Origin of the sequence: Streptomyces phaeoluteigriseus, assembly GCF_001896135.2 — a bacterium.
Classification (GTDB): Bacteria; Actinomycetota; Actinomycetes; order Streptomycetales; family Streptomycetaceae; genus Streptomyces; species Streptomyces phaeoluteigriseus.
In genome coordinates, this window is sequence record NZ_MPOH02000009.1 from 164,700 (window position 1) to 189,723 (window position 25,024).

Consider the following 25,024-nt stretch of genomic DNA (forward strand, 5'->3'; position numbering starts at 1 on the left):
GCTCAGCGGTTTCCCACGCGGCTGAGGGCGCGCAGCACCGTCGAACGGCCGGCGCGGGGAACCGTCCACAGCGTCTGTCCGCGTACTCCCCAGTCCGCGAGCAGGGCTCCGGCCGCCAGGAACCCGGTGGTGGCCGCGCGTTCCATCAAGGCCACGGGCAGGTCGCTGCGGATCGCGTCCCCGGCCAGTGTCACCCTCGGGTGAGGAGTGAGCACGGTGGGCCGTCGGGTGTGGGACCCGACCGGGAAGAAGGGACAGTCGGAGCGCCATGCGTGCCGGGCGTCCAGGATCCGTGCTTGCCGTGTCTCCGGGTACACGCGGTGGAGGCTGTCGATGAGGCGGTTCTGCACCGTCTGCGGTGCGGACCCCGCGGCGACGGCGTAAGCGTGCAGTTCCACCACGGAACCGCCGCTGCGGGCGGCCCAGCGTGCGGCCTCCCCCTCGTAGCGGTCGAGGACGCTGATGTTGTCGAGGCCGTCGAAGCCGCTGGTGCCGAGGAATCCCGGGCGGTCGGCGCGGACCGGCCGGTCGAGCCAGAGCCGGGAGACGAGGAAGGGCGGGGCGGTCGTCAGGGAGGCGATGTCGTCGCGCCAGACCGGAGTGCCGAGGCCGGGTGACGCGGCGACCACCTCACGCAGCGCTCCGGGGTCGAGGGCGAGGACCGCTGCTTCGTACCGGTCCAGGGCGTCGTCCGTCCGCACCTCCAATCCCCCGGCGTCGTCGGGGTGGACGCCGCGTACGGGTGTGCCGGTGCGGATGACGGCGCCGAGGCTCTGGAGGTAGTCACCGAGCGGCTCCCACAGGGCCTGGGGGAAGGGCTCGTCCGGTACGTCGAAGAGCAACCCCTCCGCCGAGCCCAGAAAGTAGATGTGGAACATCAGCAGCAGTTCCGCGGCGGACAGTTCGCGCGGGTCCGCGAAGAAGCTGCGGGAGAACACCTCGAAGGCCAGGTGGTGCGCGGCTTCGGGGAAGCGGACGCGTTCCAGGAACGCCGTGGCGCTCATGTCGTCGAAGCGTTCGTAGGCCTCGGGCACGCGGACGTCGAGGAGCGGCAGTGCCGCCCGGGCGTCCATGCCGGCGAGGTCGCGCCAGCCGAAGGTGGGGCTGAGGACGACGAACCCGAGCGCGCTGAACGGTGGGGTGCGCGGGACGCGTGCGAAGCTGTCGGTCAGTCCGCCGCTGTGCCGTAGCGGGTAGTCGGGCAGCGGGCGGAGGCGGTCGAGTCCGGGATCGGTGCGCCGCAGCAGGCCACGCAGGTTGTAGTACTGGCGGAAGAAGGCGTGGAAGCCGCGGCTCATGGTCGCCCGGGACCCGTCGGAGAGACGGGTGGGCCAACCCGTGAGACGTCCGCCGAGCGAGTCCTCGCGTTCGTAGAGGGTGACGCGGGCGCCTCGTTCGGCCAGCAGGGTGGCGGCGGCCAGGCCGGCGATGCCCGCGCCGACCACGGCGACCGACGGCGCGTCCTCGCGGTCGAATCGGTCGCGGCCCGGAGCGGGCATGATGATCTCCGCCTTGCGGTCGCGCCCCCGGCGGGTGGCCTGACGGCGGGCGCTCACCGGGCGTCCTCGGCGTATGGAGAGGCGTCGTCGCGGGAGGCCAGGAAGGTGTGCACGATGCCGGTCTGCCACCCTGCGACGGGCACGGCGCGTACGCCGGTGAAGCCGGCGTCCGACAGACGCGCGGTGAAGGCGGGCACGGTGTCGAACGCGAGGACGCTGCGCCACAGGTGCCGGTAGAGGGCGCGGTCGCCGCTCAGTGTGCCCGCGGGGATGATCACGGCCTGGCACACGGCAGTCCACAGGGCGCGGTGGACGGCGGAGCCGCTGAGGCTGTACTCGTGAACGGCGAGTCGGCCGCCCGGTCGCAGCAGCGAGCGGACGGCTGCGAGGACACCGTCCGGGTCGGTGACATTGCGGAACAGGTAGGCGGCGAACACCGCGTCGTAGGGCCCTTCCCCCGTCGTCACCACTTCTTCGGCGGTCAGGTGCTGGAACCGCACCTGAGCGGGCCACTGCTTGGCCAGCGCGCGCCGCAGCATCCCGGAGGAGGCGTCGACGGCCGTGATCCGGGCGCGCGGCGCGGCCCGCAGGAGAGCTCTGGTGGACGCGCCGGTGCCGCAGCCGAGGTCCAGCACGTGCAGACCGGCACCGGCCCTGGGCAACCTCAGGCGACGCGCCGAACGCAGCAGGTCGGTGCGGTAGCCGGGGTTGAGGGCCGTCAGGCGGTCGTAGGTGTGCGAGGCGTGGTCGAAGGCGCATGCCAGTTCGTGGTCGCGCAACAGTGTCATCGGTGGTCTTCTCCGGTGGGTGGGGCCGGCCGCGAACGGCGTGGCAGGAAGGGCAGTTCGACGGCGGTGCGCAGCATGGGGCCCACGGGGGTGCGCAGGCCGATGCTCCATTCCTCCCAGGGCGAGGTGTCGCCGTCGAGGAAGCGCAGGAGGCGTTCGGGCGGGACGCGGCGGAACAGGTCCGTGAAGAAGTCGGGGCCGTTGATCCGTCCTTCGTCCAGGGCCCGCAGCAGCACGGCGTCCATGGCGAGGGCCCGCCGCCCGTGTGGCGGGGGCACGACCACGTGGCCCGCGTGCAGAGCCGCGGCGATGGCCCGGCTCTGCCGCTGCACGGCGGCGAAGGTGTAGCCGGTCGCCGGCCGGGTGGCACCGCCCGCTGTCCCGATCCGGAAGACGGCCGGGCCGACCTGACGGGCGAAGCGCGCGTCGGTCATGGGAATCGCCCCCTGCTCCGCCGACTCGACCGTGAACGCGTCGAGCCGCAGAACGTCGCGGCAGTAGTGAGCCAGCGCCGTCTCGTACGCCTCTGTGGTCAGCGCGGTCCGGGAGAACTCGGTGTACTCGACGAGGGCGCGGTCCGGCGCCAGGGGCAGTACGTAGCCGAAGGCGAGGCCGTGGCGCGGTTGCGGTACCCGGAAGTCCATCAGGTCGGCGACTTCGGGATCGAACCGGTCCGTCCCCGTGTGCACGAACCAGCCGCGGAAGTGCTGCAACAGCCGCGTCCGGGCCGGTGGCAGCGCGCGCCTCGGCCGGGAGTCGAAGACGTGTCGCGCCCGGAGCCACAGCGTCCTGCCGTCGGGACCGGTGCAGCGCACCTCAGCGCCGTCGGCCGTGTTGCGCACGATGTCGGCCGTCGCGCGCAGGACGCGTACGCCGGGGGACGTGCTGAGCCGGTGATGGACCAGCCGTTCGAAGTCCGTCGACCGGAGCATGCGGTAGGTCAGCGGCGACGGGTGGACGGTGATCGCGCGGCCGTCGGTGCCGTGCACGCGCAGTCTGGTCCAGGAGGCGCTGACCGCTTCGTCGAGGTCGGCGGCGCCGCGGTCCCAGTAGCACCAGGTCCGTTCAGGAGGGCGCAGCGGTCCGTCGGGGGGCTCCACGAGGGTGACGGTGGGTGAGAAGGACGCGGTCAGCCGGTGGGCGAGGCTGAGTCCGGCCGCGCCACCGCCGACGATGACCACGTCGCACGGCCCTCCGGATGCGGGGGGTTGTCGGCTCACCTGGCGCGCCGTTCGACCACGGGTGTGCCGTCCGGGGCGGTGAACAGCAGTTCGGCGTCCGTCTCCATCGCGTCGGCGAGGGCCGCCACGACACGGTGCGGATCGCCTCCGGCCGGCATCGGTGGGGCGGTGCCCGCGACGGGGCGGTCGGCGAAGCCCGTGTCCAGGTGTCCGGGCCTGGCCTCCAGGACACGGATGCCGTTGGTCCGTACCTCGCGGCGCACCGCGCCGAGCCAGGCGCTCAGCGCCGCCTTGGACGCGCTGTAATCGGCCATGCCCGCCTGCGGGTGTTCCGCGACCACGCCGGTGAACGCGGCGATCACGGAACCGGGGCCCATGACGGTGAGCGCGGCGCGGAAGAGGGCGGCGGGCGCGAGGACGTTGACCGCGTACAGGTGCTCCGCGACCTCGTCACCCACCTCCGCCGCCCGTCCGAAGGCCACCGCGCCGAAGGCCGCCACCACGGCGTCCAGCCCGCCCAGAGCCGCCTTGGCGTCGTGCACCGCGCGGGCACAGGACGCGGGGTCGTACGCGTCGAACAGCACGGTCGGAGCCCCCGGACACGCCTGGGCGACCTGAGCGAGACGGGCCGGATCGCGTCCCGCGAGCGCGGGACACGCTCCACGGCCCGCCAGCTCGGCGGTGAGCGCACCGCCGAGGACACCGGTGGCGCCGGCCACCAACACGCGCGCGCCGCTGAGGTCCACACTCTTCTCCCACTCGCAGGAAGGTCACCGGCTCTCTGCCTCCATCGTCTGTTCCGTGCGGCGACCGCGTCCGGATGCAGCTCCCGCGATCCGCTCGGCTCTCACCCGGACGCCGGATCACCGAGCAGTTCCCGGGCAGCCCGGCTGCCCGAGGCCAACGCGCCCTGCACGCTGCCGGTCGCCCGGTGGTCCCCGCAGACGTACCGGCCCGCCGTCAGACGCGTGGTACGGCTCAGCGGCCACGGCGGCACCATGGCGGGCAGAGCCCCCTCGACGGTGTAGACGGCGACCTGCCGCCATTGGCTCGTGTCGGTGCCGTAGAGCGCGGTCAGGCGCCGCAGCACCGCTTCGCCCGCCCCGGGGCGGTCCCCTCCCAGCACGGACGTGGCGATCAGCGCGGTACCCGGCGGCGCGTACGTGGACGTCACCTCGGTCAGCACGCAGGTGTTGAGTACGTCGCCGGAGCTGTCCACCATCAGGGTGGGTTCGCTCAACGGTGGGCTCGCGGCTGCGTGGTAGTAGGTGGTGACCGTCCGGCCGGCGGGAGCGTCCAGCCCGGGGAGCAGACGTGCTGCGGTGGCCGCGTCCGTCGCCACCACGACGGACGCGGCCGGCAGCTCACGGCCGTCCGTCAGAAGCACTCCTTCGGGGGTGAGCATGTCGACGGGCGTCTCCAGCCGCAGAACGCCCTCGGGCAGACCGTCCGCCAACTGGGCGGGCACGGCGCCGACTCCGTGGGCAGGCAGACAGAGCGTCCCCCTGACCATGCTCCGCCAGACCAGGTGGAAGAAGCGGGCGGAGGTCTCCAGCCGGTCCTCCAGGAACACCCCGGACAGAAAGGGCCTCAAGATCTCGGAGACCGTTCGTTCCGACAGACCGGCTCGCGAGAGGGCCGCGGCGGTGGACCTGTCCGGGCCGTGCTTGAGGAGGGCGGCGGGCAGGAGGGCGTCCCTCGCCGTGAGCGCGCCCATGGCCGCCAGGTCCCCGGCCGGCAGGACACGTCCCGGTAGCAGTGATCTCGCCGCCCGCGGCTGCCGGGTCGGATCGGCCAGGCGTACGTCTCCCGTCGAGGTACGCGCGATGATGCCCGGCGTGAAGGGCCTCAACTGCAGGTTCCGGAGGTTCAAACGACGCTTTACCTGCGGATACGAGGTATTGAACACCTGAAAGCCGCGGTCCAGCAGGAAGCCGTCCCTGCGGTCCGTTCTCATCCGGCCGCCCACACCGTCGGACGCCTCGAGCAGCGCCACGCTCCGCCCGGCACGGCACAGGTCCAGCGCGCAGGCGAGACCGGCGAGGCCCGCTCCGACGACGACGGTGTCGGGGGTGCCGCGTTGTTGACTGCTCATGTTCCCTTTTCCTTCGGCGCCGGCCTTCGCGGAGCGAGAGGCGGGGTGGACTCGCTGAGGGTCCTGCGCTGCTCGTCGCACAGCACTCGGCCCGGCACGGGGTGCCCTCGTTGGTGCCGCGTCGTTCCAGGAGCGCAGAACGCCTGCTCACGTGTCCACCCGAACACGTTCTGCCCGGGGAGGGCGGGCGCCACGACCTGTGCGTACCCGATGAGCGGCGTCACCTCACCTGCGCACGGCGGACTCGACCGCGGCGACGGCCTCCGCCAGCCCGGGAGGGTGCGGCAATCCCGGTGTGGTCTGCCCGGCCCAGCCCGGGCCGAGCGTGAGGACGACCGGCTTCCTGCGGGCCCCGCGCACACCCCACTCGATCGCCGCGATGTGCTGGGCCAGTGGCCGGCTGGCGGTGGTACGGGACTGCGCCCACAGGCACACCGCGGCCGGTCCGGTCCTGCGCACCGCGGCCACGAGGGACTCCACGGGCAACGAGCCGCCGAACATACGTATGGGCAGGTTCCGTTCGGTCAACGCGGCGGCCAGCACCTCGAGGGGCAGGGTGTGGTTCTCCGCGGGCACGCAGGCGAGCACTGTGGTGGCACCGGGCCGGTCGGTCGGCACGGGAGGCGAGTGGCGCCGCAGCGCGCCGGAGACGTGCCAGGACAGGAAGTGCTCGACCTCGACGTACCGCTCCCCCGAGCTCTCCCACTTACGGCCGACCGCCTGCAGCGTCGGCATGATCACCTCCGTCCAGGCCGCGATCAGGCCGTGTTGCCCGATCGCGTCCTCCAGCAGCCCGTCGAGGGCGGTGGCGTCGAGGCGCAGGGCTGCGCGGGCGACCCCCTTGCACTCCTGGCGCACGTCGCCGAGGCGCAGACCCGTTCCGGCCCGGCTGCGCGAACGGGCCACCGACCGCGGGACAGGCGCGCTGTCCTCTTCTCGTGGGGGCGTGGCGGAACCCGTCTCGTCGAGGGCCAGTCGGGCGGCCTCGGCCGGTGGCAGGCCGGTTGCCGTCAGAGCGCACATCCGCTCCAGCCGAGCCAGGTCGGCGGCGGTCCAGCGGCGGTGCCGGCCACCGGTGTGCGCGGCGGGGCCGAGTCCGTAGCGGCGGTCCCATGAACGGACCGTCGTCGGCGCCACACCCAGACGCCTCGCCACCTCGCCGGTGGACATCCCGCCACCGCGTCGCACTTCCGCCCCGCCACCGTCGCCCTCGTCCATGTCCACCCTCCGACCTTACGACGCACAAGCGACGCATGTTGTCTGCGTCGTTTCCCTTCAGAAAACTGGCACGCGAGCCGACAACCGGAGCACACGCCGTTCCGGCCCGCTCCACGGGCGGCCTTCCGCCACGCACAGCACGGACGGCAGGAGGAACAAGGGCATGACCACGAACGCGCGACACACCGGCGTCCGCACTCCCGCCACGCAGGAGGCCCGGCACGAGGAGGAACTCGCCCGTGGTCTGCTCGCCGCCGACGAGAACGCGTTCGCAGCCGTGTACCGGCGTTGGGGCTCGCTCGTCCACACCATGGCCACGCGTTCACTCGGTGACACGTTCGAGGCCGAGGACGTGACCCAGCAGGTGTTCCTCGGCGCCTGGCGCGGACGGAACGGCTACCGCCCGGAGAAGGGGCCGCTCGGCGGTTGGCTCGTCGGTATCACCCGCCGCAAGATCGTCGACGCGCTCGCCGCCCGGACGAGGCGCCTCACCCTGATCGACACCGTCACCCACGACGCCGACGGGCGGCGACACGACGTAGGCGCGACGACGGACGGGGTCCTCGACCGCGTACTCCTGGTCGACGCGCTGTCCCGGCTCCCGCACGGCCAGCGGGAGGTGCTGTGCCTGGGCTTCTACCAGGACCTCACCCAGGCTCAGATCGCCGAACGCACCGGTATGCCCCTGGGCACGGTGAAGAGCCATACCCGACGTGGCCTTCACCGACTGCGCGAGGCAGTCGAACAGGGCCGCGCCGAGGAGAACACGGCGTAGGCGTAGGCGCCCTTCGATTCGTCCGCAAGGACGGCCGTCACGAGGCACATCCGATCGTCACCGCGGAGCCGGTCACCGGCGCCGCGGTGACCGGCTCGGACGGGGTGAGTGCATCCGGGGCCGCCACCACTCGGTACAGGTAGGGGCAGGTCACGCCTCACACGAAAAGGAGATGGCGGTGCCGCACATCGACCCGACGCGCATGGTGGAGCTGGCGCTGGGACACGACGCCTCGCACAGCGACGTCAGTGCCTGGCAGCACATCGGCGTGTGCGAGCGCTGCGAGGAGGAACTGCGCCTGACGACCTGGGTCATCACCGCCGCCCGCTCGGTGCAGGAGCCGGATCTCCTCGCATGCCCTCCGGAGCGAGTGTGGCAGCACATCGCACAAGAACTGGCAGAGCCATGCGAAGCCACCCCGCCACCCCCGGCGGCGTCGCTGTGCGGGCCTCCGGCAGTGTCGGCTGACGCCCGCCGCAGGCGTTCCCCGGGCACCGGGAGCCGAAGGACCCCGTTGGCGTGCGGCCTGCTCGCCGGCCTCCTGATCGTGTGGTGGCGCAGGCGGAAGCGATCGTTCAGGCCATCCGAATCGGCGAGCGATCACCCGCCCGTGTGAGAACCGGATCCCACTCGGCACCCGCCACCCAGCACTCGGCACTCGGCACTCGGCACTCGGCACTCGGCACTCGGAGCACGCGAACGCCACGGTGACGGGCCGCGTCACCTGAAGCAGCCGGTCAGCCGAGCCGGGCTCGTCCTGCGGGCGCAGGGGCAGGCGGGGGCCGTCCAGTTCCGCCGTCCCGGCTGGACCCGGGCCTCGGACGGGATCGACGCCGGCCTCCCGCATGGAGGTCGGCGTCGACAGGCGTCGTCGTGGGACTGGAACGGCGGGTCGTAGCAGCTGACCAAAGCAACGGACCGGACCCGTCGTCGGGATCGCGCCAATGACCGGCCACCCCATCCCTGACGGTCACCGGCCCGTGGACGCCGGCGGCACTCACGCCGAGGCGGTTTGCCTGGAGCCACCGAACGGCATCCACCGTGCCGGTGCCGCAGAGCCCGTCCGCCCCTCCGCCGGCGCGGATCCGATCGGCGGCAGGGGTGTGCCGTAGCGGCGAAGGATGGCCCTCCAGCGCCTTCACGGCGTCCGAGCTGCCACCAGAGGTACTCCGGGGTCGTCCGCGTACGACAGCGCTGTCGACATCGTCGCGTCCACCCGCGCCCTGGCCTCAGCGGACGTAGGCGTCACAGAGCCCCTTCACGGACGGCGGCACGGGCGCCTGGTGCGACAGTCCGCACAGGGACTTCAGGCCGTAGGTGGCGGTCGGCGGCTGTGCGGGGCGAGGCGGGACCACCCGGGGACGGGGCGCGGCCGGGGCCGCCGGCCGAGCCCGGGGACGGGCCGGCACGGGTGGCGCAGCCGTCCGCGGCCGCTCCGGTGCACGGGTCCGCGGCCGCTGTCGGGGAGTGGGGACCCTTGAGGAACGCTGCTCCTCCACTGCTGCGGCTTCGCGACCGCTGCCCCTCAGCATCGGGGTGGTGTCGGTCGTGACGAGGGCGGTGCGGGCGGACGGCTGGCTCGCGGCCGGCACCCGAGACGGCGTACGGGTGACAGCACGGCTGGGGGACGGCACGGGCGACGGCGTCCGAGCCGCGGCCGCCATCAGCGAAGGCGGGGGCTCAGGCGGGCCGACCGTGGGGACGGATACGCACCCCCCGACGCAGAGAGCGGCAGCCAGGGCGGGGATGAGGGCGAGCGGGTGACGCATGCCTTCAGGGTGGCTGTGCACCACACGGTGTGGGAGCAACCTCGCAGGTGATCACCGGGACGGGTGACGCCTGAGAGCCTCGCGCTCCGCTCACAGGACCGGCCAGGGGTCGCCGCCGTACCAGCCGCGGCGCGTGCGGACGGCGGCCGTCGCGTGTACGCCGGGCGAAGTCCCCCTCAGTCCCAGGGGGTCGGTCGTCGCCTTCACGTCCACTCCGATGTCGCCCTGTTCGTACCTGACGTCTTCCGGGGCCCAGGGCCACCGGCAACCGCGGCCTCTCGCACCCTGCTGCTCCCCTCACAGCCCTGGCGTCCGTACGGCCGAACGGCCCGCGCGTGTCCGATGCGATGCGTCCGTGCGCATGTCCTTCGGGGCCGCGGAAGGACGTCACCGGTCGAGACTGGTGGTTTACGCGGTCCCGGGCGCCGGACGGCTGACGAGACTTCGAGTCCGTTGTCGTCCTTCCGCACGGAGGTGCCGATGTCCGGTCCGCTTGCAAGACTTTCGACGACATGCCGTCGACGATGGCTCTCGCCCCGACGCCTGGTGGTGCCGGCGGTCGCCCTGCTGCTGTCGGCCACCGCGATGACCTCCGCGCCCGCCGCCGCGGCCGAGGGACCGATCGTCACGACCCGGTACGGCCAGGTCCAGGGGAAGGTGGGCGAGACCGCCACCTCCTACCTCGGCATTCCCTACGCCGCACCACCGACCGGGCCGTTGCGGTGGAGGCCGCCCGTCCCGCCCGCGCGATGGTCGGGAATCCGGGACGCCCGTACTCCGGGCAACCCCTGCGTGCAGCGCGTCCAGTCCAGCCCTTGGGGTGATCTCGCGGGACCCGGCACTCCGAGTGAGGACTGCCTGTACCTGAACGTCTACACACCCGCGCAGCGCTCCCTCCAGAAGCGACCGGTGATGGTGTGGATCCACGGCGGTGGCTTCACCGTCGGCTCCGGCACGTTCTACGACGGTGGCAACCTGGCGGCCAAGGGCGATGTGGTGGTCGTCAACCTCAACTACCGACTCGGCGCTTTCGGCTACCTCGCCCACCCGAGCCTGGCCAAGGAGTCGGCGCAGGGAATCTCCGGCACTACGGCCTGCTCGACCAGCAGGCCGCCCTGCGCTGGGTGCAGGACAACATCGTGGCGTTCGGCGGCGACCCCGACAACGTGACGATCTTCGGTGAGTCCGCGGGAGGCGGCAGCGTCTGCCAGAACCTGGTCTCGCCCCGCACGACCGGCCTGTTCGACCGGGCCATCGCCCAGTCCGGCTGCGGATTCCCCCTGCCCACCCAGGAGTCGCAGCAGAACAACGGGCAGGCCTGGGCCGACTCCCTGGGCTGTGCGGACGCGGCCTGCCTGCGAACCAGGACCGCGCAGGAACTGCTCACGGCCTCGGCCGCCCCCACCGCCCGCTGGACGCCCAACGTCGACGGCAAGGTCCTCCCCCTGCAGGTGCCGGCCGCCCTGGACATCGGACGCTTCCACCGCGTCCCCGTCCTTCAGGGCACCACCGCCGACGAAGGCCGGCTCACGGTGGCGACCACCTACGACCTGGCCGGCCGGCAGCTCACCGCCGCGGGCTACCCGGTGGCGGTCCGCGCGCTCCACGGTGAACGAGCCGACGAGATCCTGGCCCGCTACCCGCTGTCGGACTACGGCACGCCCGCGGAGGCTCTCGGCGCGGTCCTCACCGACTCCCAGTTCGCCTGCCTGCAATCCCGCACCGCGAGCCTGATGGCCGAGCACACCCGCTCCTACCAGTACGAGTTCGCGGACCGTCACGCCATGGACTACCTGAACATGCCGATCAGCTTCCCGATCGGCGCACCGCACGGCTCGGAGATCCGGTACGTCTTCGGCAGCGTCTCAGGCACACCCGCCCAGAACGCCCTGTCGGACAGCATGCTCGGCTACTGGACCAACTTCGCCAGGACCGGTGTCCCGTACGCCGCGAAAGCGCCTCGTTGGGACCTCTTCCCCAAGGTGCAGGTCCTCGCCCCGGAAGCGATCACCTCGGTGCTCACCTTCCCCGCGGACCACAAGTGCGACCTGTGGAGCCCGGCCACCGCCTGACGGCCGGCACCTTCGTGTGGCTCCGGCGGGGGGCGCGGACCGGTCGGCATCCACTGCCGAACCGGCTGGGTGACACCGGAGCCACCACCCTTGCGACACGGGACGTCCACGGGACCGAGCGACAGGTGCCGACCGATTCCGTTCGCACGTGTGCCCGATGGAAGATCACCTAAAGTACGCGGCATGACGCTGCAACTTGTTCAGGTGAACTTCAAGGCCCGGGACGACTCGGCGCTCGGCCGGTTCTGGGCGGAGGTGCTCGGCTGGGGTGTTTCCAGCGAAGGGCCCGGGGTCACCAACCTGGAACCCGTGGGCTTCGACTGGCCGGACCCGTCCGCCGTCTGCATCGATCTCGTCCGCGTGCCGGACCCGGAGACGGTGAAGTACCGCGTGCACATCGAACTCGCCACCACCTCCGACGCCCATCAGGCGGAGTTGGTCGCACGTCTGAAGGAACTCGGGGCGAAGCCCGCCGATGTGGGCCAGGGCGACACGCCGTGGACGGTGATGGCCGACCCGGAAGGCAACGTGTTCAGCGTCCTGGAACCCCGTGAGCTCTACCAGGACACCGGGCCGATAGCCGCCGTGGTCGTCGCCTGCGCCGACCCACGGGCCATGGTCCGGTTCTGGGGCGAGGCGATCGACTGGACCGTCCACGAGCTGACCGACGACCGGGCCCTGCTGCGCTCCGTCAAGGGCGTCGGGCCGTACCTCGAGTTCCGCCGTACGCCCGATGACGAGGTCGTATGGAACCGCCTCCATCTCGACGTGATGTCCGACCCGGTCGAGGATCAGGCGAGGGAGGTCGCCCGGCTCCAGAGCCTCGGCGCGGTACGGGCCGACGTGGGTCAGGGTGATGACGTCTCCTGGGTCGTTCTGGCCGACCCGGAGGGCAACGAGTTCTGCGTCCTGGGCCGGGGCTGACGCGGCACTCCGTCCGCGCCTCTTGGCGCGCGGCAGTGCGCGGTGCCCGGCCCAGCCCTCCCCGGGCACCGCGGATCGTCCACCGGCTGGCCCGGTGCTGTGACCCGGCATGCCGGGCGAGCGCGTTCAGGGCGTCACCGGTCGGAGTGAGCGGTAGCCGGTCCGTCCACAGCAGGCCCTGTGTGAGGCCATGGAACGCCTCCTCACCGGGCGACCGATCCGCACCGACGGCAAGCTCACTAGGACGATCTCCGGCACGAGGCCGGCCGCAGCCGGGCCGTTGAACGCCCGTGAACCACCCGGACCGTTGCGGCTCCGTCCCCGGCCACTGCATCTCGTGGTCCGGAGGTGTCCCGTCCGAGGACGGAATCTCGTCGCTCTCCAAGAATGCTGCTCGCGCCGCGCGGACAGCTTCCTCCACAGCGGGGTCGGCCGGTCGGAACGGCCGCCGCAGGAGGCGAACACGCCACCCGGCTCCAGCAGCGCGGCCATGCGGGTCCACCGGCCCTCCGGGTTCGTCCAATGCAGCGCCGCTGCCGCATGGACCAGCCCGTACCGTTCGCCCGGCCGCAAGTCCTCGAACGCAGCGTGCGCCGTCCTGACGCCGGCGGGCACGTGCTTGCGCAACTCGGCGAGCATGGACTCGTCGGGATCGGTCGCGGTCACCACGATCCCTCGTCGGGCGAACGGGCGGGTCGCCTTGCCCGTCCCAGCGCCGATCCCAAGGGCAGTCCGGACCGGATGGCCTGCGTATGCCATCACCATGTCGAACAGTGCCTCGGGATACTCCGGCCGAAACCGTTCGTAGGCTTCCACAACCACTCCGAAGCTCAGCGCGCGCCAGACATGCCGCGCATCCCGACACGAGCCGCGCTTTCGGTGGTTGTTCCGATTGCGGCCCGGCCACGAGCTGATGTCTGATCACACATCAGCGATCGGGAGAGGGATGATCGCGGACTGATCTGTCACAGCGTCAGTGGCGGTCTGCCACCAGAGGATTGCCAGGAAGCGGACTTGTCAACCTGACACATGTGAGGTTCACGGGACCCGGACCGCTTGTGAGGATGTTGCTCACGCAACCGGCGCGCCGACCAGTGACACCGCGCCGCCGGGTACTCGCAAACGAGGGGAAACCAATGCTCGACAAGATCAAGCGGACCGCCGCGGCACTGGCACTGGCCACCGGTGCCCTCGCCGCGACCGCTGCGACCGCGCAGGCCGGTACGCAGGCGCAGCAGGCGGACTACGCGGGCTGCCAGCTCGGCTATGTCTGCATGTACCAGAACGAGGCCGACTGGAACGCCGGCCGGCCCAGCCACAGCTGGTCCCAGTACGGCGCCCACAACCTCAACAACCAGTACGGCACGAAGTGGGTCTTCAACAACCAGCACTCCGGCGCGAAGGCCCAGCTGTGCTTCGGGTACAACGGTGCCAACTGCACCGGCCTGGTCATCAACAGCTACACCGTCGGCGTGGCCGACATCACGCCGATCAACAGCATCAGGCTCTACCCGTAGTCCGCTCCGGCGCGACCGGCCGGGTGACCTGACCCCGACCCGTCACGCCCACGTGCGGGGCATTCGACGCGGCCGCCCGCCTCCAGAGTGTTGGAGGCGGGCGGCCGCTGTGAGGTGGGTGGTGTGGGGCTTGTCAGGCGACCGGGTCGGCGGTGCCGTGGGCGCGGCGTCCATCCCCTTGTTGGACCTCCTACGCCCTCAACATCCGCCCGAGCAGGCGCGCCGTCCTCGCAGCCGCCGACGCCCTCCTGCGGGCGCCGGGTCGGGTCCACTTCGGCAGAGCCTTGAGCAGGTCAGGCGCTTGGTGAACCCAGCACCTTGGCCGACCGGCGCGGAACCCAGGCTGAATGGCGGTCCATGAAGGCGGCGTGGTCGACCTGTCATCGCAGCAGGCTCTGGTGCGCCGTGGTCGACGAGGCGCAGAGGCTGTGGGCCGGCATGTCGGAGGTGGCCAGTAGCCTCTGGAACCATGGGAATTGAGATCGATGTGGTGGTGGGTTACCCGATCAACGACGAGGTGGAGAGGGTGCTCGGTCTGGCCGAGGCGGTTGGCGAGCCCGTCACTGTCACGTTCCTATGGGAGGGGCGTGAAGAGGCGGAACGCGCCGTGCTGGTGCCCGCGGCCACGCTGGCGCTCTGGGAGCACTGGGCTCCCACGACCTACCCGAGGGCTGGCGCTGGGGACGAGAACCGGGCCGTGGAGGAGGCACCGGAACTGGCCCACCCAGCGGAGTTCGGCGCCTTCACGCTCTTTCGTCGTCGCGTGGGAGGGCGCACGGCGGTCGCTCGCGAAGGCGTGGTGGTCGCCGAGCTACTCGACCCCGACGAGGCGCACTGGCTCCAGGAGAAGGCCCGCAATGTCCGCCAGGGCTTCATGGATCCGAAGCAGAAGGCGGCGTTCGAGGAGTTCCTCGCCCGGCAGGCATCCCTCGGTGAGCAGTGACGCGCCGACTCGTGCTTCGTCCAGTCGGGTTCTGGCACGACTTCGCGCAGCGGGCAGCCGGAGGACCCGGCGCACGAGCGTGCCCGAAGCGCACTGACCGGAGGCCGAAGCAGGCTTCTCTGTCGGGGCGTTTCGGCGAGCGAGTGCCTCTCGCGCGCCGCTACTGCGCCGGCTCACGAGCCGCCAACGCCCTCCACGGAGGAACTCGCCGTCACGGCACCCACGGATCATGAGGAGCAGCCTCGACGTCTCTTCCCCGACGGCAGGCACCGTGCGCCCGGGGAACCGCCCGCACGTTCCGGCCGGGGTCGTTCAGCCCCACCCGCCGCCACGGACTCGGGCTGCTCCTCGCCACGGACCTCGGGCTGCTCCTCGGGGGGCGCGCCTCAAGTCGTCCTGGCCATGGCCGGCGGTCAGTCGCGCACGTGCAGCTGGAAACCCGTGCGTCCCGCCGACTCCAGTCCCTCCTTGAGGTGCAGCGAAGGGATCTCGTAGTCGCCGAAGTTCTGCCGCCGGAACGCGATCGGCTCGGTCGACTCCAGGGTGAGCAGGCGCTGCTCCCAGGCCTTGGCGACATCGGGGTAGTCCTCGCCCGTCATCCGGTCGCTGCCGTACAGCACGAACGGCGGCAGCACCTCGATGCCCGGGTAGTAGAGGATGCCGTGCTGGATCGGGAACAGCAGATCGTCGATGGGGCCGTTGATCCCGCGCGCGGCGTAGTGCGGCTCCGGGCCGCCCACGGTCACCGACAGCAGAGCCTTCCTGCCCGCGAGGGTGCCTTCGCCGAAGCGCTCCCCGTACCTGGTGTCGCTGTGCTCGCCGACGCCGTACGCGAAGTGGTAGGTGAACACCCGGTCCACCCAGCCTTTGAGGATCGCGGGCATCGTGTACCACCACAGCGGGAACTGGAAGATGATCGTGTCGGCCCACAGCAGCTTCTCCTGCTCGGCGAGGACGTCCGGGGTGAGCGCCCCGGCGTCGAAGGCCCGGCCCGAGTCGAGCGCGACCTTCAACGGGTCCGAGGCGTGGGGGCCGTAGTCCGCGGCGTCCACGACCGCCTTCCAGTTCATCGCGTACAGGTCGCTCACCCGTACCTCGTGCCCGGCGGTCTCCAAGGTGGACACCGCGAGGTCCTTCAGCGAGCCGTTGAGTGACTTCGGCTCCGGGTGGGCGTGGACGATCAGCGTCTTCATCGGAACTCCTTCGCATCGGGTGATCGGGTGCCTTCGATCCTGGGCGCCGAGACGCCCTGTGTTCAGGGGCGCCGCTTCCGTCGGACGGGACTTCCTGGTATTGACAGGACCACCTTCGCGGGCACCACCGAGCCCAATACTGGGAGGCATGGACGATCTTGCGGGTTTCCTGCGGACCCGGCGTTCCCGGGTCGACCCGGGGACCGTCGGCATCCCCACCGACAGCCGCCGCCGGGTCGAGGGGCTGCGTCGCGAAGAGGTCGCGCACCTGTCCGGAGTCAGCGTCGACTACTACGTACGCCTGGAGCAGGGCCGCGCGACCCAGCCCTCCGAGCAGGTTCTCGACGCGCTCGCCCGCGTCCTCGGTCTCGACGAGATCGAGCGCGGGCATCTGCACCGGCTCGCCCGACAGCGCCGCCGCCGCGCGAAGGCTCCCGGCGGACGGATCCGTCCGGAGCTGCTGCGCGTCCTCGACCTGGTCGCCGACGCACCGGCACTGATCATGGACCACCGCCTGGACGTGCTCGCCGGGAACCGCCTCGCCGGACTCCTCTACGGCCGGCCGATGCCCGGTCTGAACACCGCCCGGCACATCTTCCTCGAGGAGGCAGAGCGCGGCCTGTACGCGGACTGGGAGAAGTGCACCCTCGACGTGGTCGGGCACCTGCGCCTGGCCGCCGGCAAATACCCCGAGGACCCCCGCCTGGCCTCGCTCATCGGCGAGTTGGCCATGGGCAGCGAGCGCTTCCGCCGCCTCTGGGCCCGCGCGGACGTGCGCGCCCGCACCCATGGACGCAAGGCGTACCGGCACCCGTTGGTCGGACTGCTGGAGCTGCACCAGGAGAATTTCGCGCTGCCTGACGGATCGGGCGTGGAGCTACTGGTGCTGTCCGCGGCCCCCGGCAGCCCCACCGAGGACGGGCTGCGCCTGCTCGCGGGCCTGGGCGCGGACAGCGACGCGCATCCCACCGTGGAGGCTCGGGCCCGCGAGTGACTCGACAAGCCCACCACGGTTCGCTCCGGCAGGCTCGTGTGCCGGGCCCGGCCGGGTGCGGCGCCGGACGTGGGCGTGGGCGTGGGTGTGGCAGGGGGAGCGGCTCGGCCGGAGGGCGGGACCGGCGAGGAGGGCACGGCGTGGTCGGCCTCGTGGTTTCGCCGGGGGAAGGGCTGGGCGGCGGCGTGGAGACGGGGTCACCCGCGGCACGTTGCGCGACGACAGGGCTCGAAGCGTTTCCCGGAGTCCCAACGCGGGACGCTGGCGCGGCGCTGGAGGTGGGCGCGGCGCCGGAGATGGGCGCGGCGCCGGAGATGGGCGCGGCGCCGGAGATGGGCGCGGCGCCGGAGATGGGCGCGGCGCCGGAGGTGGGCAGCCGTCGAGACGAACCGCTCAGCGGTGTGAGCCGCTGCCGCGGGCGCCCAGGTGACGTTCCTTGCGACGCGTCACAGGTCGAGTACCGCGCGGAGTGCGTCGGACCCGAGCACCCTCTACCGGTACTTCGCGGGTCTGGACGGTCTGACCCGGGCCATCGGCGAGGAACTCATGGGGCGCGCCATGGACAGCTGGACGGCCATCGGTGCATGGCGCGCCGACCTGCGCGCCCTGGGCATGGCCATCCACACTTCCTACCTCTCCCACCCCCAGGCGGCCCTGCTGACCGCCAGCCGCGTCACCGGCCGCCCGAGGGAGATCGAGGTGGACGAGACGATCCTCGGCATCCTTCGCGGCGCGGGCTTCGGCGACGCGGACACCGTCGGCTTCCACCACGCGTTTCATCGACCTGGCCCTGGCCTTCGCCGCCCTGGACGCGGGCGCCTTCGCCATCAAGGACGAAGTGAGGGAGGCGGACGAGGACATATGGCTCTCCACCTACGCCCGGCTGCCCTCCGCAACCCACCCGCACATCGCCGCCACCGCACACCTGCTTGCGGACCGGATGGACCTCGGCGCGTATCCGGTCGTCCTGGACACGCTCCTGAACAGGGCGGAGGCGTAGCTGGCCCCACTCGAAACCGGGTCACCGGTACTGAGTGAGAACCCAAGGCCCGGGGTGTCACGCCGCCCGGGGCGGACCAGGCGGTCGCCTTTCGCCGCTCGGGGCGGACCAGGCGGTCGCTACCAGGCCCCTCTGCACGAGTCCGCCTGCGCTCTCCCCCGCACCCGAACCTGCGCCGTCCTGGGCGCGTTTCCTGTCACCGGCTGCTCCGTGGGGCGGAGGGCTGGAGGAGCTGGTCGACGGGTGCGTAGTCGTCGGTGAGCGGTCGGGCATCGCCGATCCACGAGGTGAGGTCGTCGCCCGTGGCGATCTTCCAGCCGGTTCCCCTGGCGTCCAGCGCCTTCTGGGTCGCGCCCGGGTCGACCGGTCGGTCGGAAGCGAGGAGCACCAGGTTGCCGCCTGCGGAGGTGGCGGTCGGGTCGAGGCCGATATCGGCGGGCCGGCCGACAAGCGCGACGTGCTCGAAGCTCTCGCTGAGGGTGGCCGCTTCGGCACGCGCGAAGGCCAGTTCGCCGTGATCGATGAGGTTGGCCACGTACAGACCGTCCTCGTCGAGCACCCGCCGTACGTCGGTCATCGCCTCCAGCGTGGTGAGGTGCCACGGCACGCTGACGCCCCCGAAGGCGTCGCCGACGACCAGGTCACGACTGTCGGTGTCCACTCGCCGCAGGCCGAGCCTGCCGTCCTCGACCCGTACGTCGATCCCGGCTGCGGATCTCAGACCGAGTTGTTCGCGGTCGATGCGCACGACCCCGCTGTCGATCTCGGACACGAGGCTGCGCGTCCCGGGCCGCGTGGCCGCGAGGTACCGGGGAAGGGTGAGCCCGCCGCCGCCCAGGTGGTGGGCCGTAAGTGGCTCACCTTCGGGAAAGGTGGCATCGACCACCGCGGCGATGGCGCGCACGTACGTGAACTCCAGGAAGGTCGGGTCCTCGAGGTCGACGTAGGAGTGCCGCACGCCGTCCAGGACGAGGGTGCGGCCGCCATCCCGGTCCGGGTCGGCGACGACCCGTGCGCAGTGGTACTTCGTCTCCGCGTCGCAGCCACCGGGCGCGCCCGTGGTGGCGAGACCGCCGGCAACGACCACGAGTGTGAGCGCCGGGGTACCGCTCCACCCGCGCGTTCGCCACTCGGCCAGCGCCGAGCCGGCCACCAGCAGTGTTCCGAGGCCGACCAGGATGCCGCTGACCGGCAACCGCGACACCAGGACGAAGCCGGTGAGGACGGTGCCGACGATGGCACCGAGGGTGCCGACGCCGGACAGCCGGCCGACGACCGTTCCGGTCTCGGCGAGGCTGGTCAGACGCAACTTGGTCACGATCGGCGTCACCGCGGAGAGCAACGCGCCCGGCACGAGGATGGTCAGCGACGCGATCAGCATGAGCAGCGCCGGCGCCCACTCCGCGGTGGTGCGCAGTACGGCGGGGGTGAGCGCCACGACCGCTCCCGAGATCCCGAGCGAGGGGCCGATGAGCCGGCGTGGACTGACCATGTCGGCGATGCGCCCACCCAGCCAGGAGCCCACGGCGATCGCCGTGAGGGCGATGCCGATCACCATGGTGCTGGTTTCGAGAGTGAGGCCGAGGTAGGGAGCCAGCAGCCGCAGCGCGACGATCTCGACCACCAGGACTGCGGCTGAAGAACCGAACACGAGGACGACAGCGGCACGGGGTCCCAGGCCGTGGTCGCGCGGCGTGCCCTCGCCGACAGGCGGGGAAGACGATGCGGTCACGGACGACATCCTTGCATGCGCCTCGACGACCGATCGACAGGGCGAAACGCGTCGACTTCCTCCCCTCGCGGAGGAGGGCGATTCGTACGGCTCACACCGTGGGGCTTTCCGCTTTCGCCGCCGACCGCCCGTCCGGAGTGCTCCGTTGAGGTCCTGCACCGGCTCCACGGACTGTCGCTGTCACCGCCGGCCCGAGCCGGTCCGGTCGACCGCGGTACGGGTGAACGGCCCCCGCGGACTCGAAGCCGACGGCTCCCGAGCCCGTACGCACGTACGCACCCCAGCGGCGCCGGCTCCACCATGGCAGAACCGGCGCGCCGCGGTCGGCGGCTACGGATTGACGCAGCCGATCGAGCCGACCGGGAAGTTGTTGCCGGTCGATGTAGCGGTGAACCCGAAGGTGACACTGCCGTCCGGCGGGACGGTCCGGTTGTAATCGAGGTTTCCGACCGTGACGGTGCCGTCGGGTGCGCTGGTCAGCGCACCGTTCCAGACACTACTGATCTTGGTGCCCGCGCCGGGCGTCCACTTCACGGCCCAGCCGTCGCGCGCTGCCGTGCCGTGGTTCATCACCTCGACCGAACCCTGGAAGCCGCCGCTCCAGGAGTTGGTGACGCTGTACACGGCCATGCACCCGGTGTGCGGGTCGGACGGCGTCGGGGTGGGTGTCGGATCCGGGTCGACTCCGGGCCCATCGACCTCGCCCCTCGCCCCTCGCCCCTCGCCCCTCGCCCCTGAGTCGACGACCGTCACCACTGCACGACAGGGCTCGGCCCCGCCAGTCCTGAACCGCCGCCGGATCGCGCACCCGCGAACCGCCGGCGCAGCCGCAGCGACGTCCTGGCCGCCTTGACCGGCCGATCCGGCGCGGGCGGTCTCAGGACCAGGCGATCTCGCCGTGGCGGGAGAGGAAGCGTCCGGTTCCTGCGCCGGGCCCCTCGGTGGCGAGGGCGACGATCGCGTCCGTGCCTTCGGTGACGGTCTGCGGCCCGCTGTGACCGTTGAGGTCGGTCGCGGTGTAGCCGGGATCGGCCGCGTTGACGCGGATGCCCCTGAGCCCCTTGGCGTACTGCGTGGTCAGCATCGTCAGCGCCGCCTTCGATGAGGTGTACAGCGGCGCGACGACCCGCGACTCGGGCCGGCCGGGGTCGTGGGTGAGGGCGAGGGAGCCCATGCCGCTGCTCACGTTGACGATCACAGGGTCGTCCGAACGGCGCAGCAGAGGCAGGAACGCGGTGGTGGTGCGGATGACGCCGATGACGTTGACGTCCAGGACGGCGAGGGCGTCGGCGGCGGTGAGGTCGCCGGGATCGCCGACGGCACCGTGCACACCGGCGTTGTTGATCAGGACGTCGATCCTGCCCTCGTGTTCGGCGACGTTCGCGGCCGCGGCGGCCACGGACGCGTCGTCGCTGACGTCGATGGGAACGTAGCGTGCGCCGAGCACGGCGGCGGCCTCCTCGCCCTGCTCACGGTCGCGGGCTCCGACGAGCACGGTGTGGCCGCACTCGATCAGGCGGCGGGCGGTCTCGCGGCCGAGACCCTTGTTGGCTCCGGTGATGAAGGTGATCGTCATGCCCTCGATGATTCGGCGGCGGAAAGACGCGCACCAGGGAGAGTTCGACGGTAGGAGGAGCAGTACCACCTTCGTGTCCGCCCTGACGGCCGGAAACACAGGAGGATGAGGAGCATGACGGCGAGACCCGGAACCGGACTGGACGCGATGATCCGCACGTGGCGCGACCGGCTGCCCCCGTCGGCCGCCGGGCTGCCGGCGGCGCCGGGGCGCCGCACGGCGGGGCTGCGGCGTGAGGAACTGGCCGATCTCGCCGGGGTGTCGGTCGACTACATCGTGCGCCTGGAGCAGGGACGCGCCACCACCCCCTCGGCGAGCGTGGTGGCAGCCCTGGCGCGCGCCCTGCACCTGACCACGGCCGAGCGAGACCACCTGTACCGGCTGGCCCACCTCGTCCCACCGGCGCACGGCGCGGTCTCCGACCACCTCCCGCCCGGCGTGCAGCGGGTGCTCGCCCGGCTCGGAGACGTCGCGGTCGCCGTCTTCGCGGCGGACTGGCAGCTGATCCGGTGGAATCAGGGGTGGGCCGCGCTACTGGGCGATCCCTCCGCCTCGCCGCCGCGACTGCGCAACTTCGCCCGCGACAGGTTCCCGGTGGACGAGAGCCCCGCCCGCCTCGCTCTGTGGCCGGTGGCCGAGGCGGACCGGGACGCCACCGACGCCGCCGTCGTCTCCGACCTGCGCCGCGCCACCGGCCGCTTCCCCGAGGACAGGCGCCTCGCCGCTCTGATCCGCGAACTGAAGGCGGGCAACGCCCGGTTCGCCGAGCTGTGGGCGACCGGAGTGGTGGCCGCACACCGCGAGGACCACAAGACGATCGACCACCCCTCGGTAGGACCTGTCACGGTGGACTGCGACACCCTGACCGACGGCGACGGCGAGCTGAAGATCGTGATCATGACCGCCGCGCCCGGCAGCGAGGACGAGACCAAGCTCCGACTGACGGCCATCGCCGGCCCACCGGTCACCACGTACAACTGATCCGACCCACGCGTCGATCGACCGGCCGCACGTCACGGCGAGCAGCACCGGTCGAACGTCTGCACCGTGCCGTTTCGCTGCCGGCGGTGGGCGGCCTCCAGCACGAAACGCATGGGGCCCCGACCGCCCGACCGCCCCATCGCCCGATCGCCGGAAGGAGTTGGCCTCGGTCCGCCCGGCGGACTGCCAAGAGCCACCACCGCTCACGGAACCCACCTCATTCCGCCCCGCACTTCACGACGTCAAACTTCAGGAAGCGGGGAACCAGGCCGACAGGCGCTTTGCGATGACCGGTACATCGACGTTGTCCTGCGCGACTTCCTCGACGAACGGGCCGGCAATGGAGACGGGCGGCGGGACGGTACTGGCGCTCACGCCGTTGAACCGCAGGAAGACACGCATGGCAAGCCAGGCGGTGCGCTTGTTGCCGTCGATCAGCGCGTGATTGCGGGCAACGGAGTGAAGCAATGCCGCCGCCTTCTCGTGCAACGTGGGATATAGCTCGGCCCCGAACACGTTGGTGCGTGGCCGTTCGATGGCTGACACCAAAAGTCCCATGTCACGCACGCTGTGCTCGGTACCGTTGACCGTGCGAGCGATGGCCAGGATCTCGTCGATCTGGATGTGGCGCACTTCGGTCACTTCAGGTAGTCCAGGATCTCCGCATCGCTGTCCAGAAGCTCGGCCAGGACGTCGTCGACCTTCAGCTCGGCCCGATTCTGTGCGTCACGGATGGCCTCAATGGCAAGTTCCTGCTTGCTGCGACCCTCCCGACGAGCCCGCTCGGTGAGCTTCGCGTCAAGATCGTCGGGGAGTCGGAGTGTCATCGCCATACAGTGATGATACCTGACTGGTATCTGCGCGGCGAGGCGTTACCAGACAGTCGAGACCCCGGACCACGGCGCGGCCCTCTGTGGCCCGGTCGGGCCACTCCCCCGGTTCCAAGGTGCGTGCGCCCGAGGTAGCAGCCCGAGCCGCCGAGGTGCAGTAGGACGCCCGAGCCGAAGTCCTTGCCTCCGTGCCGACGGCTCGGGCCGCAGAGATCCGTGAGAACCTCCGATTCGAGCGTCATCCGAGCGTCAAAATTCTGCGTTCCGTACCGCCACGTCGCCCCCGAGACCCGCGCCGCCCTCGAACCTGCGGCTCAGACCGTTCTGCTCGAGCGAACCTCACCCGACGCATTTCAGGAGCGAAACGAGTCGAATCGACCACCTGGAATACCGAGCAGCAGGTCAGACGCTCTTCGCGGCAGGCTCCAGAATCGCCACGCACTCCACGTGGTGCGTCATCGGAAAGATGTCGGCTTGAGCGGGTCTCGAAAAAGGCCAGGTCAGAGGCCGTTTCTCGGCTCGCTGTGCCGCCTGCGGGAGCCCAGAGCGTCAAACGAGCGTCACGGCTTACAGCACGTCCCTTCTCTCAGGCAAACCTGTGGGCTTTCGGGCTGACCAGCCGGCTCATCCGATGAAGCCCTGCCTCTGCACTCCATCGAGAACGCCAGGTTCTTCCAGGCCGGCGGCTGCTTGCAGAGGGACGGTGAGCCCTTGTCGGTTCGTGGGGCCGGCCTACCGGTGACTCGCCAACTCCGACGGCCGGTGGATCGGGCCGGTGATCTGGGTCAGTGGCCGGCCCGTGCCGTGGTTGGCCTGGGCGATGATCTCCGCGGTGATGGAAATGGCCGTCTCCTCGGGCGTGGAGGCTCCAAGATCGAGGCCGATGGGGGAACGCAGCCGGGCCAACTGCTTCTCCGTGACGCCCTGCTCGCGCAGGCGGCGCATGCGCTCGTCGTGGGTGCGCCGGGAGCCCATGGCCCCGACGTAGGCGACGGGCAGGTCGAGTGCCAGGCGAAGCAGCGGGATGTCGAACTTGGCGTCGTGCGTGAGGACACATACGGCGGTTCGCTCGTCCACCTCGGTGCGTTCCAGGTAGCGGTGGGGCCAGTCGACGACCACTTCGTCCGCGTGCGGGAAGCGGGCGGGAGTGGCGAAGACGGGGCGGGCGTCGCAGACGGTGACGTGGTAGCCCAGGAAGCGGCCGGCCTGACTGAGGGCCGCGGCGAAGTCGACGGCACCGAAGACCAGCAGGCGCGGCGGGGACGCATGGACATGAACGAGGACGGACAGCCGTTCGGGGCATTCGTCCGCCTGCCCGCCGAGGTCGATGCGGACGGTGCGTCCCGCCCGCAGCAGCGCCCTGGCCCTGTCGGCCACTGCCTGGTCGGCCAGGCCGCCGTCCACGCGCCCGCAGGCGACCTGGCCGCCGCCGAGCACGCTCAGCGTGGAGCCGAGGAGACGATCCGGGCCGTCCACGACCTGCGCCACGGCGACCGATCGCCCTTGAGCGATCTCGGAGAGGGCCGTGGACAGGTGCGGCTGGGCTGCGGGATCGATGCGCTGGACGAGGACGTCGAGTTCGCCGCCGCAGGTCAGACCGACGGCGAAGGCATCGTCGTCGGAGTAGCCGAATCGGGCCTGCTGCGGCGTGCCACGGTCATGGAGCATCTGCCGACACAGCTCGTAGACCGCTCCCTCGACGCAGCCGCCGGAGACGCTGCCGACGGCGTCGCCTTCGTCGTCCACCGCGACCGACGTACCGACCGGCAGAGGGGCACTGCCGTGCACGCCGACGACCGTGGCCAGGGCGAAGGGGCGTGCCTCGCGGCACCAGCGGTGCAGAGTGTCCGCGATGTTCAGCATGGCAGTTCTCCCTGTCTCCATGGCCGGACCAGGATCGGAAGGTGAACGGGCCGCCGCCACGACGCCAGGGAAAC

21 protein-coding genes and 2 pseudogenes are annotated in these 25,024 nt (G+C 71.4%); 9 read left to right on the plus strand and 14 right to left on the minus strand.

The genetic code is table 11. From position 1 onward, the window contains the following. Nucleotides 1-2: 2 nt before the first annotated feature. The 6 genes from BM536_RS08515 to BM536_RS08540 all read right to left on the minus strand — a co-directional run bounded on the left by BM536_RS08515 (nucleotide 3) and on the right by BM536_RS08540 (nucleotide 6,781). A complete protein-coding gene (locus BM536_RS08515; RefSeq protein ID WP_425444617.1) occupies nucleotides 3-1,499 on the minus strand; it encodes an FAD-dependent oxidoreductase in 1,497 nt (498 codons plus the stop codon). Nucleotides 1,500-1,552: 53 nt separating this feature from the next. Continuing rightward, nucleotides 1,553-2,287 carry a methyltransferase domain-containing protein gene (locus tag BM536_RS08520; RefSeq protein WP_073492283.1) on the minus strand — a complete coding sequence of 245 codons (735 nt, stop codon included), beginning with the start codon at nucleotides 2,285-2,287 and terminating at the stop codon, nucleotides 1,553-1,555. Then, the gene (locus BM536_RS08525; protein ID WP_094102767.1) at nucleotides 2,284-3,507 is read right to left on the minus strand and encodes a lycopene cyclase family protein; all 1,224 of its coding nucleotides are present in this window, start codon (nucleotides 3,505-3,507) and stop codon (nucleotides 2,284-2,286) included. Before BM536_RS08525 ends, BM536_RS08520 begins: the two co-directional genes overlap by 4 nt. After that, on the minus strand, nucleotides 3,504-4,214 hold the full coding sequence (locus BM536_RS08530) for an SDR family NAD(P)-dependent oxidoreductase (RefSeq protein WP_094102768.1): 711 nt from the start codon (nucleotides 4,212-4,214) through the stop codon (nucleotides 3,504-3,506). The genes BM536_RS08525 and BM536_RS08530 overlap by 4 nt, the downstream gene beginning before the upstream one ends. 101 nt (nucleotides 4,215-4,315) lie before the next feature. Next, a complete protein-coding gene (locus BM536_RS08535; protein WP_094102769.1) occupies nucleotides 4,316-5,563 on the minus strand; it encodes an NAD(P)/FAD-dependent oxidoreductase in 1,248 nt (415 codons plus the stop codon). Nucleotides 5,564-5,788: 225 nt separating this feature from the next. Further along, a complete protein-coding gene (locus BM536_RS08540; protein ID WP_073492278.1) occupies nucleotides 5,789-6,781 on the minus strand; it encodes a MerR family transcriptional regulator in 993 nt (330 codons plus the stop codon). A 163-nt stretch (nucleotides 6,782-6,944) separates the two neighbouring features. Between BM536_RS08540 and BM536_RS08545 the strand changes: the two genes are divergently transcribed. The 4 genes from BM536_RS08545 to BM536_RS08570 all read left to right on the plus strand — a co-directional run bounded on the left by BM536_RS08545 (nucleotide 6,945) and on the right by BM536_RS08570 (nucleotide 12,321). Beyond that, nucleotides 6,945-7,556, plus strand: coding sequence for an RNA polymerase sigma factor (locus tag BM536_RS08545; protein WP_073492276.1), 612 nt, complete (start codon nucleotides 6,945-6,947; stop codon nucleotides 7,554-7,556). Nucleotides 7,557-9,805: 2,249 nt separating this feature from the next. Continuing rightward, nucleotides 9,806-10,495, plus strand: a complete 690-nt coding sequence (locus tag BM536_RS43930) for a carboxylesterase family protein (protein WP_211362849.1) — start codon at nucleotides 9,806-9,808, stop codon at nucleotides 10,493-10,495. Then, complete coding sequence (locus tag BM536_RS43935) at nucleotides 10,450-11,397, plus strand: carboxylesterase family protein (RefSeq protein ID WP_211362850.1); 948 nt, start codon at nucleotides 10,450-10,452, stop codon at nucleotides 11,395-11,397. Before BM536_RS43930 ends, BM536_RS43935 begins: the two co-directional genes overlap by 46 nt. A 183-nt stretch (nucleotides 11,398-11,580) precedes the next feature. Further along, nucleotides 11,581-12,321, plus strand: coding sequence for a VOC family protein (locus BM536_RS08570; protein ID WP_073492268.1), 741 nt, complete (start codon nucleotides 11,581-11,583; stop codon nucleotides 12,319-12,321). Nucleotides 12,322-12,447: 126 nt separating this feature from the next. Here BM536_RS08570 and BM536_RS08575 read toward each other — a convergent pair whose 3' ends face one another. Continuing rightward, a complete protein-coding gene (locus tag BM536_RS08575) occupies nucleotides 12,448-13,086 on the minus strand; it encodes a class I SAM-dependent methyltransferase (RefSeq protein WP_342748794.1) in 639 nt (212 codons plus the stop codon). 371 nt (nucleotides 13,087-13,457) lie between these two features. Between BM536_RS08575 and BM536_RS08580 the strand changes: the two genes are divergently transcribed. After that, nucleotides 13,458-13,838: a hypothetical protein gene (locus tag BM536_RS08580; RefSeq protein ID WP_073492266.1), complete on the plus strand. Its 381-nt coding sequence runs from the start codon at nucleotides 13,458-13,460 to the stop codon at nucleotides 13,836-13,838. Nucleotides 13,839-14,307: 469 nt separating this feature from the next. Continuing rightward, on the plus strand, nucleotides 14,308-14,781 hold the full coding sequence (locus BM536_RS08585; RefSeq protein WP_073492264.1) for a hypothetical protein: 474 nt from the start codon (nucleotides 14,308-14,310) through the stop codon (nucleotides 14,779-14,781). A 413-nt stretch (nucleotides 14,782-15,194) separates the two neighbouring features. On the opposite strand, the gene BM536_RS08590 is transcribed toward BM536_RS08585, so the two are convergent. Beyond that, nucleotides 15,195-15,974 carry an NAD(P)H-dependent oxidoreductase gene (locus BM536_RS08590; protein WP_073492262.1) on the minus strand — a complete coding sequence of 260 codons (780 nt, stop codon included), beginning with the start codon at nucleotides 15,972-15,974 and terminating at the stop codon, nucleotides 15,195-15,197. Nucleotides 15,975-16,122: 148 nt separating this feature from the next. Between BM536_RS08590 and BM536_RS08595 the strand changes: the two genes are divergently transcribed. Together BM536_RS08595 and BM536_RS08600 are read left to right on the plus strand one after the other, a co-directional pair. Beyond that, a complete protein-coding gene (locus BM536_RS08595; RefSeq protein ID WP_094102770.1) occupies nucleotides 16,123-16,968 on the plus strand; it encodes a helix-turn-helix transcriptional regulator in 846 nt (281 codons plus the stop codon). A gap of 462 nt (nucleotides 16,969-17,430) precedes the next feature. Further along, nucleotides 17,431-17,968: pseudogene (locus tag BM536_RS08600) on the plus strand (TetR/AcrR family transcriptional regulator C-terminal domain-containing protein); the annotation flags it as partial. Nucleotides 17,969-18,164: 196 nt separating this feature from the next. Here BM536_RS08600 and BM536_RS08605 read toward each other — a convergent pair. The 3 genes and pseudogenes from BM536_RS08605 to BM536_RS08615 all read right to left on the minus strand — a co-directional run bounded on the left by BM536_RS08605 (nucleotide 18,165) and on the right by BM536_RS08615 (nucleotide 21,276). Further along, nucleotides 18,165-19,709 (minus strand): fused MFS/spermidine synthase, encoded by a 1,545-nt coding sequence (locus tag BM536_RS08605; RefSeq protein ID WP_073492260.1) that lies wholly within the window; start codon nucleotides 19,707-19,709, stop codon nucleotides 18,165-18,167. A 321-nt stretch (nucleotides 19,710-20,030) separates the two neighbouring features. Next, nucleotides 20,031-20,447, minus strand: a pseudogene (locus tag BM536_RS08610) (cellulose binding domain-containing protein); the annotation flags it as partial. Between the two features lie 130 nt (nucleotides 20,448-20,577). Continuing rightward, nucleotides 20,578-21,276, minus strand: a complete 699-nt coding sequence (locus BM536_RS08615; RefSeq protein ID WP_094102771.1) for an SDR family NAD(P)-dependent oxidoreductase — start codon at nucleotides 21,274-21,276, stop codon at nucleotides 20,578-20,580. Between the two features lie 114 nt (nucleotides 21,277-21,390). Between BM536_RS08615 and BM536_RS08620 the strand changes: the two genes are divergently transcribed. Next, nucleotides 21,391-22,257, plus strand: a complete 867-nt coding sequence (locus tag BM536_RS08620; protein WP_079274948.1) for a helix-turn-helix transcriptional regulator — start codon at nucleotides 21,391-21,393, stop codon at nucleotides 22,255-22,257. Between the two features lie 249 nt (nucleotides 22,258-22,506). On the opposite strand, the gene BM536_RS08625 is transcribed toward BM536_RS08620, so the two are convergent. The 3 genes from BM536_RS08625 to BM536_RS08635 all read right to left on the minus strand — a co-directional run bounded on the left by BM536_RS08625 (nucleotide 22,507) and on the right by BM536_RS08635 (nucleotide 24,950). Beyond that, entirely contained in the window at nucleotides 22,507-22,899 is a 393-nt protein-coding gene (locus tag BM536_RS08625) for a type II toxin-antitoxin system death-on-curing family toxin (protein WP_073492301.1), read from the minus strand. Then, nucleotides 22,896-23,090: a ribbon-helix-helix protein, CopG family gene (locus BM536_RS08630; RefSeq protein ID WP_073492303.1), complete on the minus strand. Its 195-nt coding sequence runs from the start codon at nucleotides 23,088-23,090 to the stop codon at nucleotides 22,896-22,898. The genes BM536_RS08625 and BM536_RS08630 overlap by 4 nt, the downstream gene beginning before the upstream one ends. A 729-nt stretch (nucleotides 23,091-23,819) precedes the next feature. Then, nucleotides 23,820-24,950 (minus strand): XdhC family protein, encoded by a 1,131-nt coding sequence (locus BM536_RS08635; protein WP_073492305.1) that lies wholly within the window; start codon nucleotides 24,948-24,950, stop codon nucleotides 23,820-23,822. Nucleotides 24,951-25,024: the final 74 nt, after the last annotated feature.

Excerpts from the sequence above, each read along its gene's own strand:
- BM536_RS08630 (WP_073492303.1), bottom strand. The coding sequence starts at position 23,090 with ATGGCGATGACACTCCGACTCCCCGACGATCTTGACGCGAAGCTCACC.
- BM536_RS08545 (WP_073492276.1), top strand. The coding sequence starts at position 6,945 with ATGACCACGAACGCGCGACACACCGGCGTCCGCACTCCCGCCACGCAG.
- BM536_RS08535 (WP_094102769.1), bottom strand. The coding sequence starts at position 5,563 with ATGAGCAGTCAACAACGCGGCACCCCCGACACCGTCGTCGTCGGAGCG.
- BM536_RS08515 (WP_425444617.1), bottom strand. The coding sequence starts at position 1,499 with ATGCCCGCTCCGGGCCGCGACCGATTCGACCGCGAGGACGCGCCGTCG.
- BM536_RS08540 (WP_073492278.1), bottom strand. The coding sequence starts at position 6,781 with ATGGACGAGGGCGACGGTGGCGGGGCGGAAGTGCGACGCGGTGGCGGG.
- BM536_RS08615 (WP_094102771.1), bottom strand. The coding sequence starts at position 21,276 with ATGACGATCACCTTCATCACCGGAGCCAACAAGGGTCTCGGCCGCGAG.
- BM536_RS43930 (WP_211362849.1), top strand. The coding sequence starts at position 9,806 with ATGTCCGGTCCGCTTGCAAGACTTTCGACGACATGCCGTCGACGATGG.
- BM536_RS08580 (WP_073492266.1), top strand. The coding sequence starts at position 13,458 with ATGCTCGACAAGATCAAGCGGACCGCCGCGGCACTGGCACTGGCCACC.
- BM536_RS08570 (WP_073492268.1), top strand. The coding sequence starts at position 11,581 with ATGACGCTGCAACTTGTTCAGGTGAACTTCAAGGCCCGGGACGACTCG.
- BM536_RS08620 (WP_079274948.1), top strand. The coding sequence starts at position 21,391 with ATGACGGCGAGACCCGGAACCGGACTGGACGCGATGATCCGCACGTGG.
- BM536_RS08520 (WP_073492283.1), bottom strand. The coding sequence starts at position 2,287 with ATGACACTGTTGCGCGACCACGAACTGGCATGCGCCTTCGACCACGCC.
- BM536_RS08585 (WP_073492264.1), top strand. The coding sequence starts at position 14,308 with ATGGGAATTGAGATCGATGTGGTGGTGGGTTACCCGATCAACGACGAG.
- BM536_RS08575 (WP_342748794.1), bottom strand. The coding sequence starts at position 13,086 with ATGGTGATGGCATACGCAGGCCATCCGGTCCGGACTGCCCTTGGGATC.
- BM536_RS08595 (WP_094102770.1), top strand. The coding sequence starts at position 16,123 with ATGGACGATCTTGCGGGTTTCCTGCGGACCCGGCGTTCCCGGGTCGAC.
- BM536_RS08590 (WP_073492262.1), bottom strand. The coding sequence starts at position 15,974 with ATGAAGACGCTGATCGTCCACGCCCACCCGGAGCCGAAGTCACTCAAC.
- BM536_RS08635 (WP_073492305.1), bottom strand. The coding sequence starts at position 24,950 with ATGCTGAACATCGCGGACACTCTGCACCGCTGGTGCCGCGAGGCACGC.
- BM536_RS08605 (WP_073492260.1), bottom strand. The coding sequence starts at position 19,709 with ATGTCGTCCGTGACCGCATCGTCTTCCCCGCCTGTCGGCGAGGGCACG.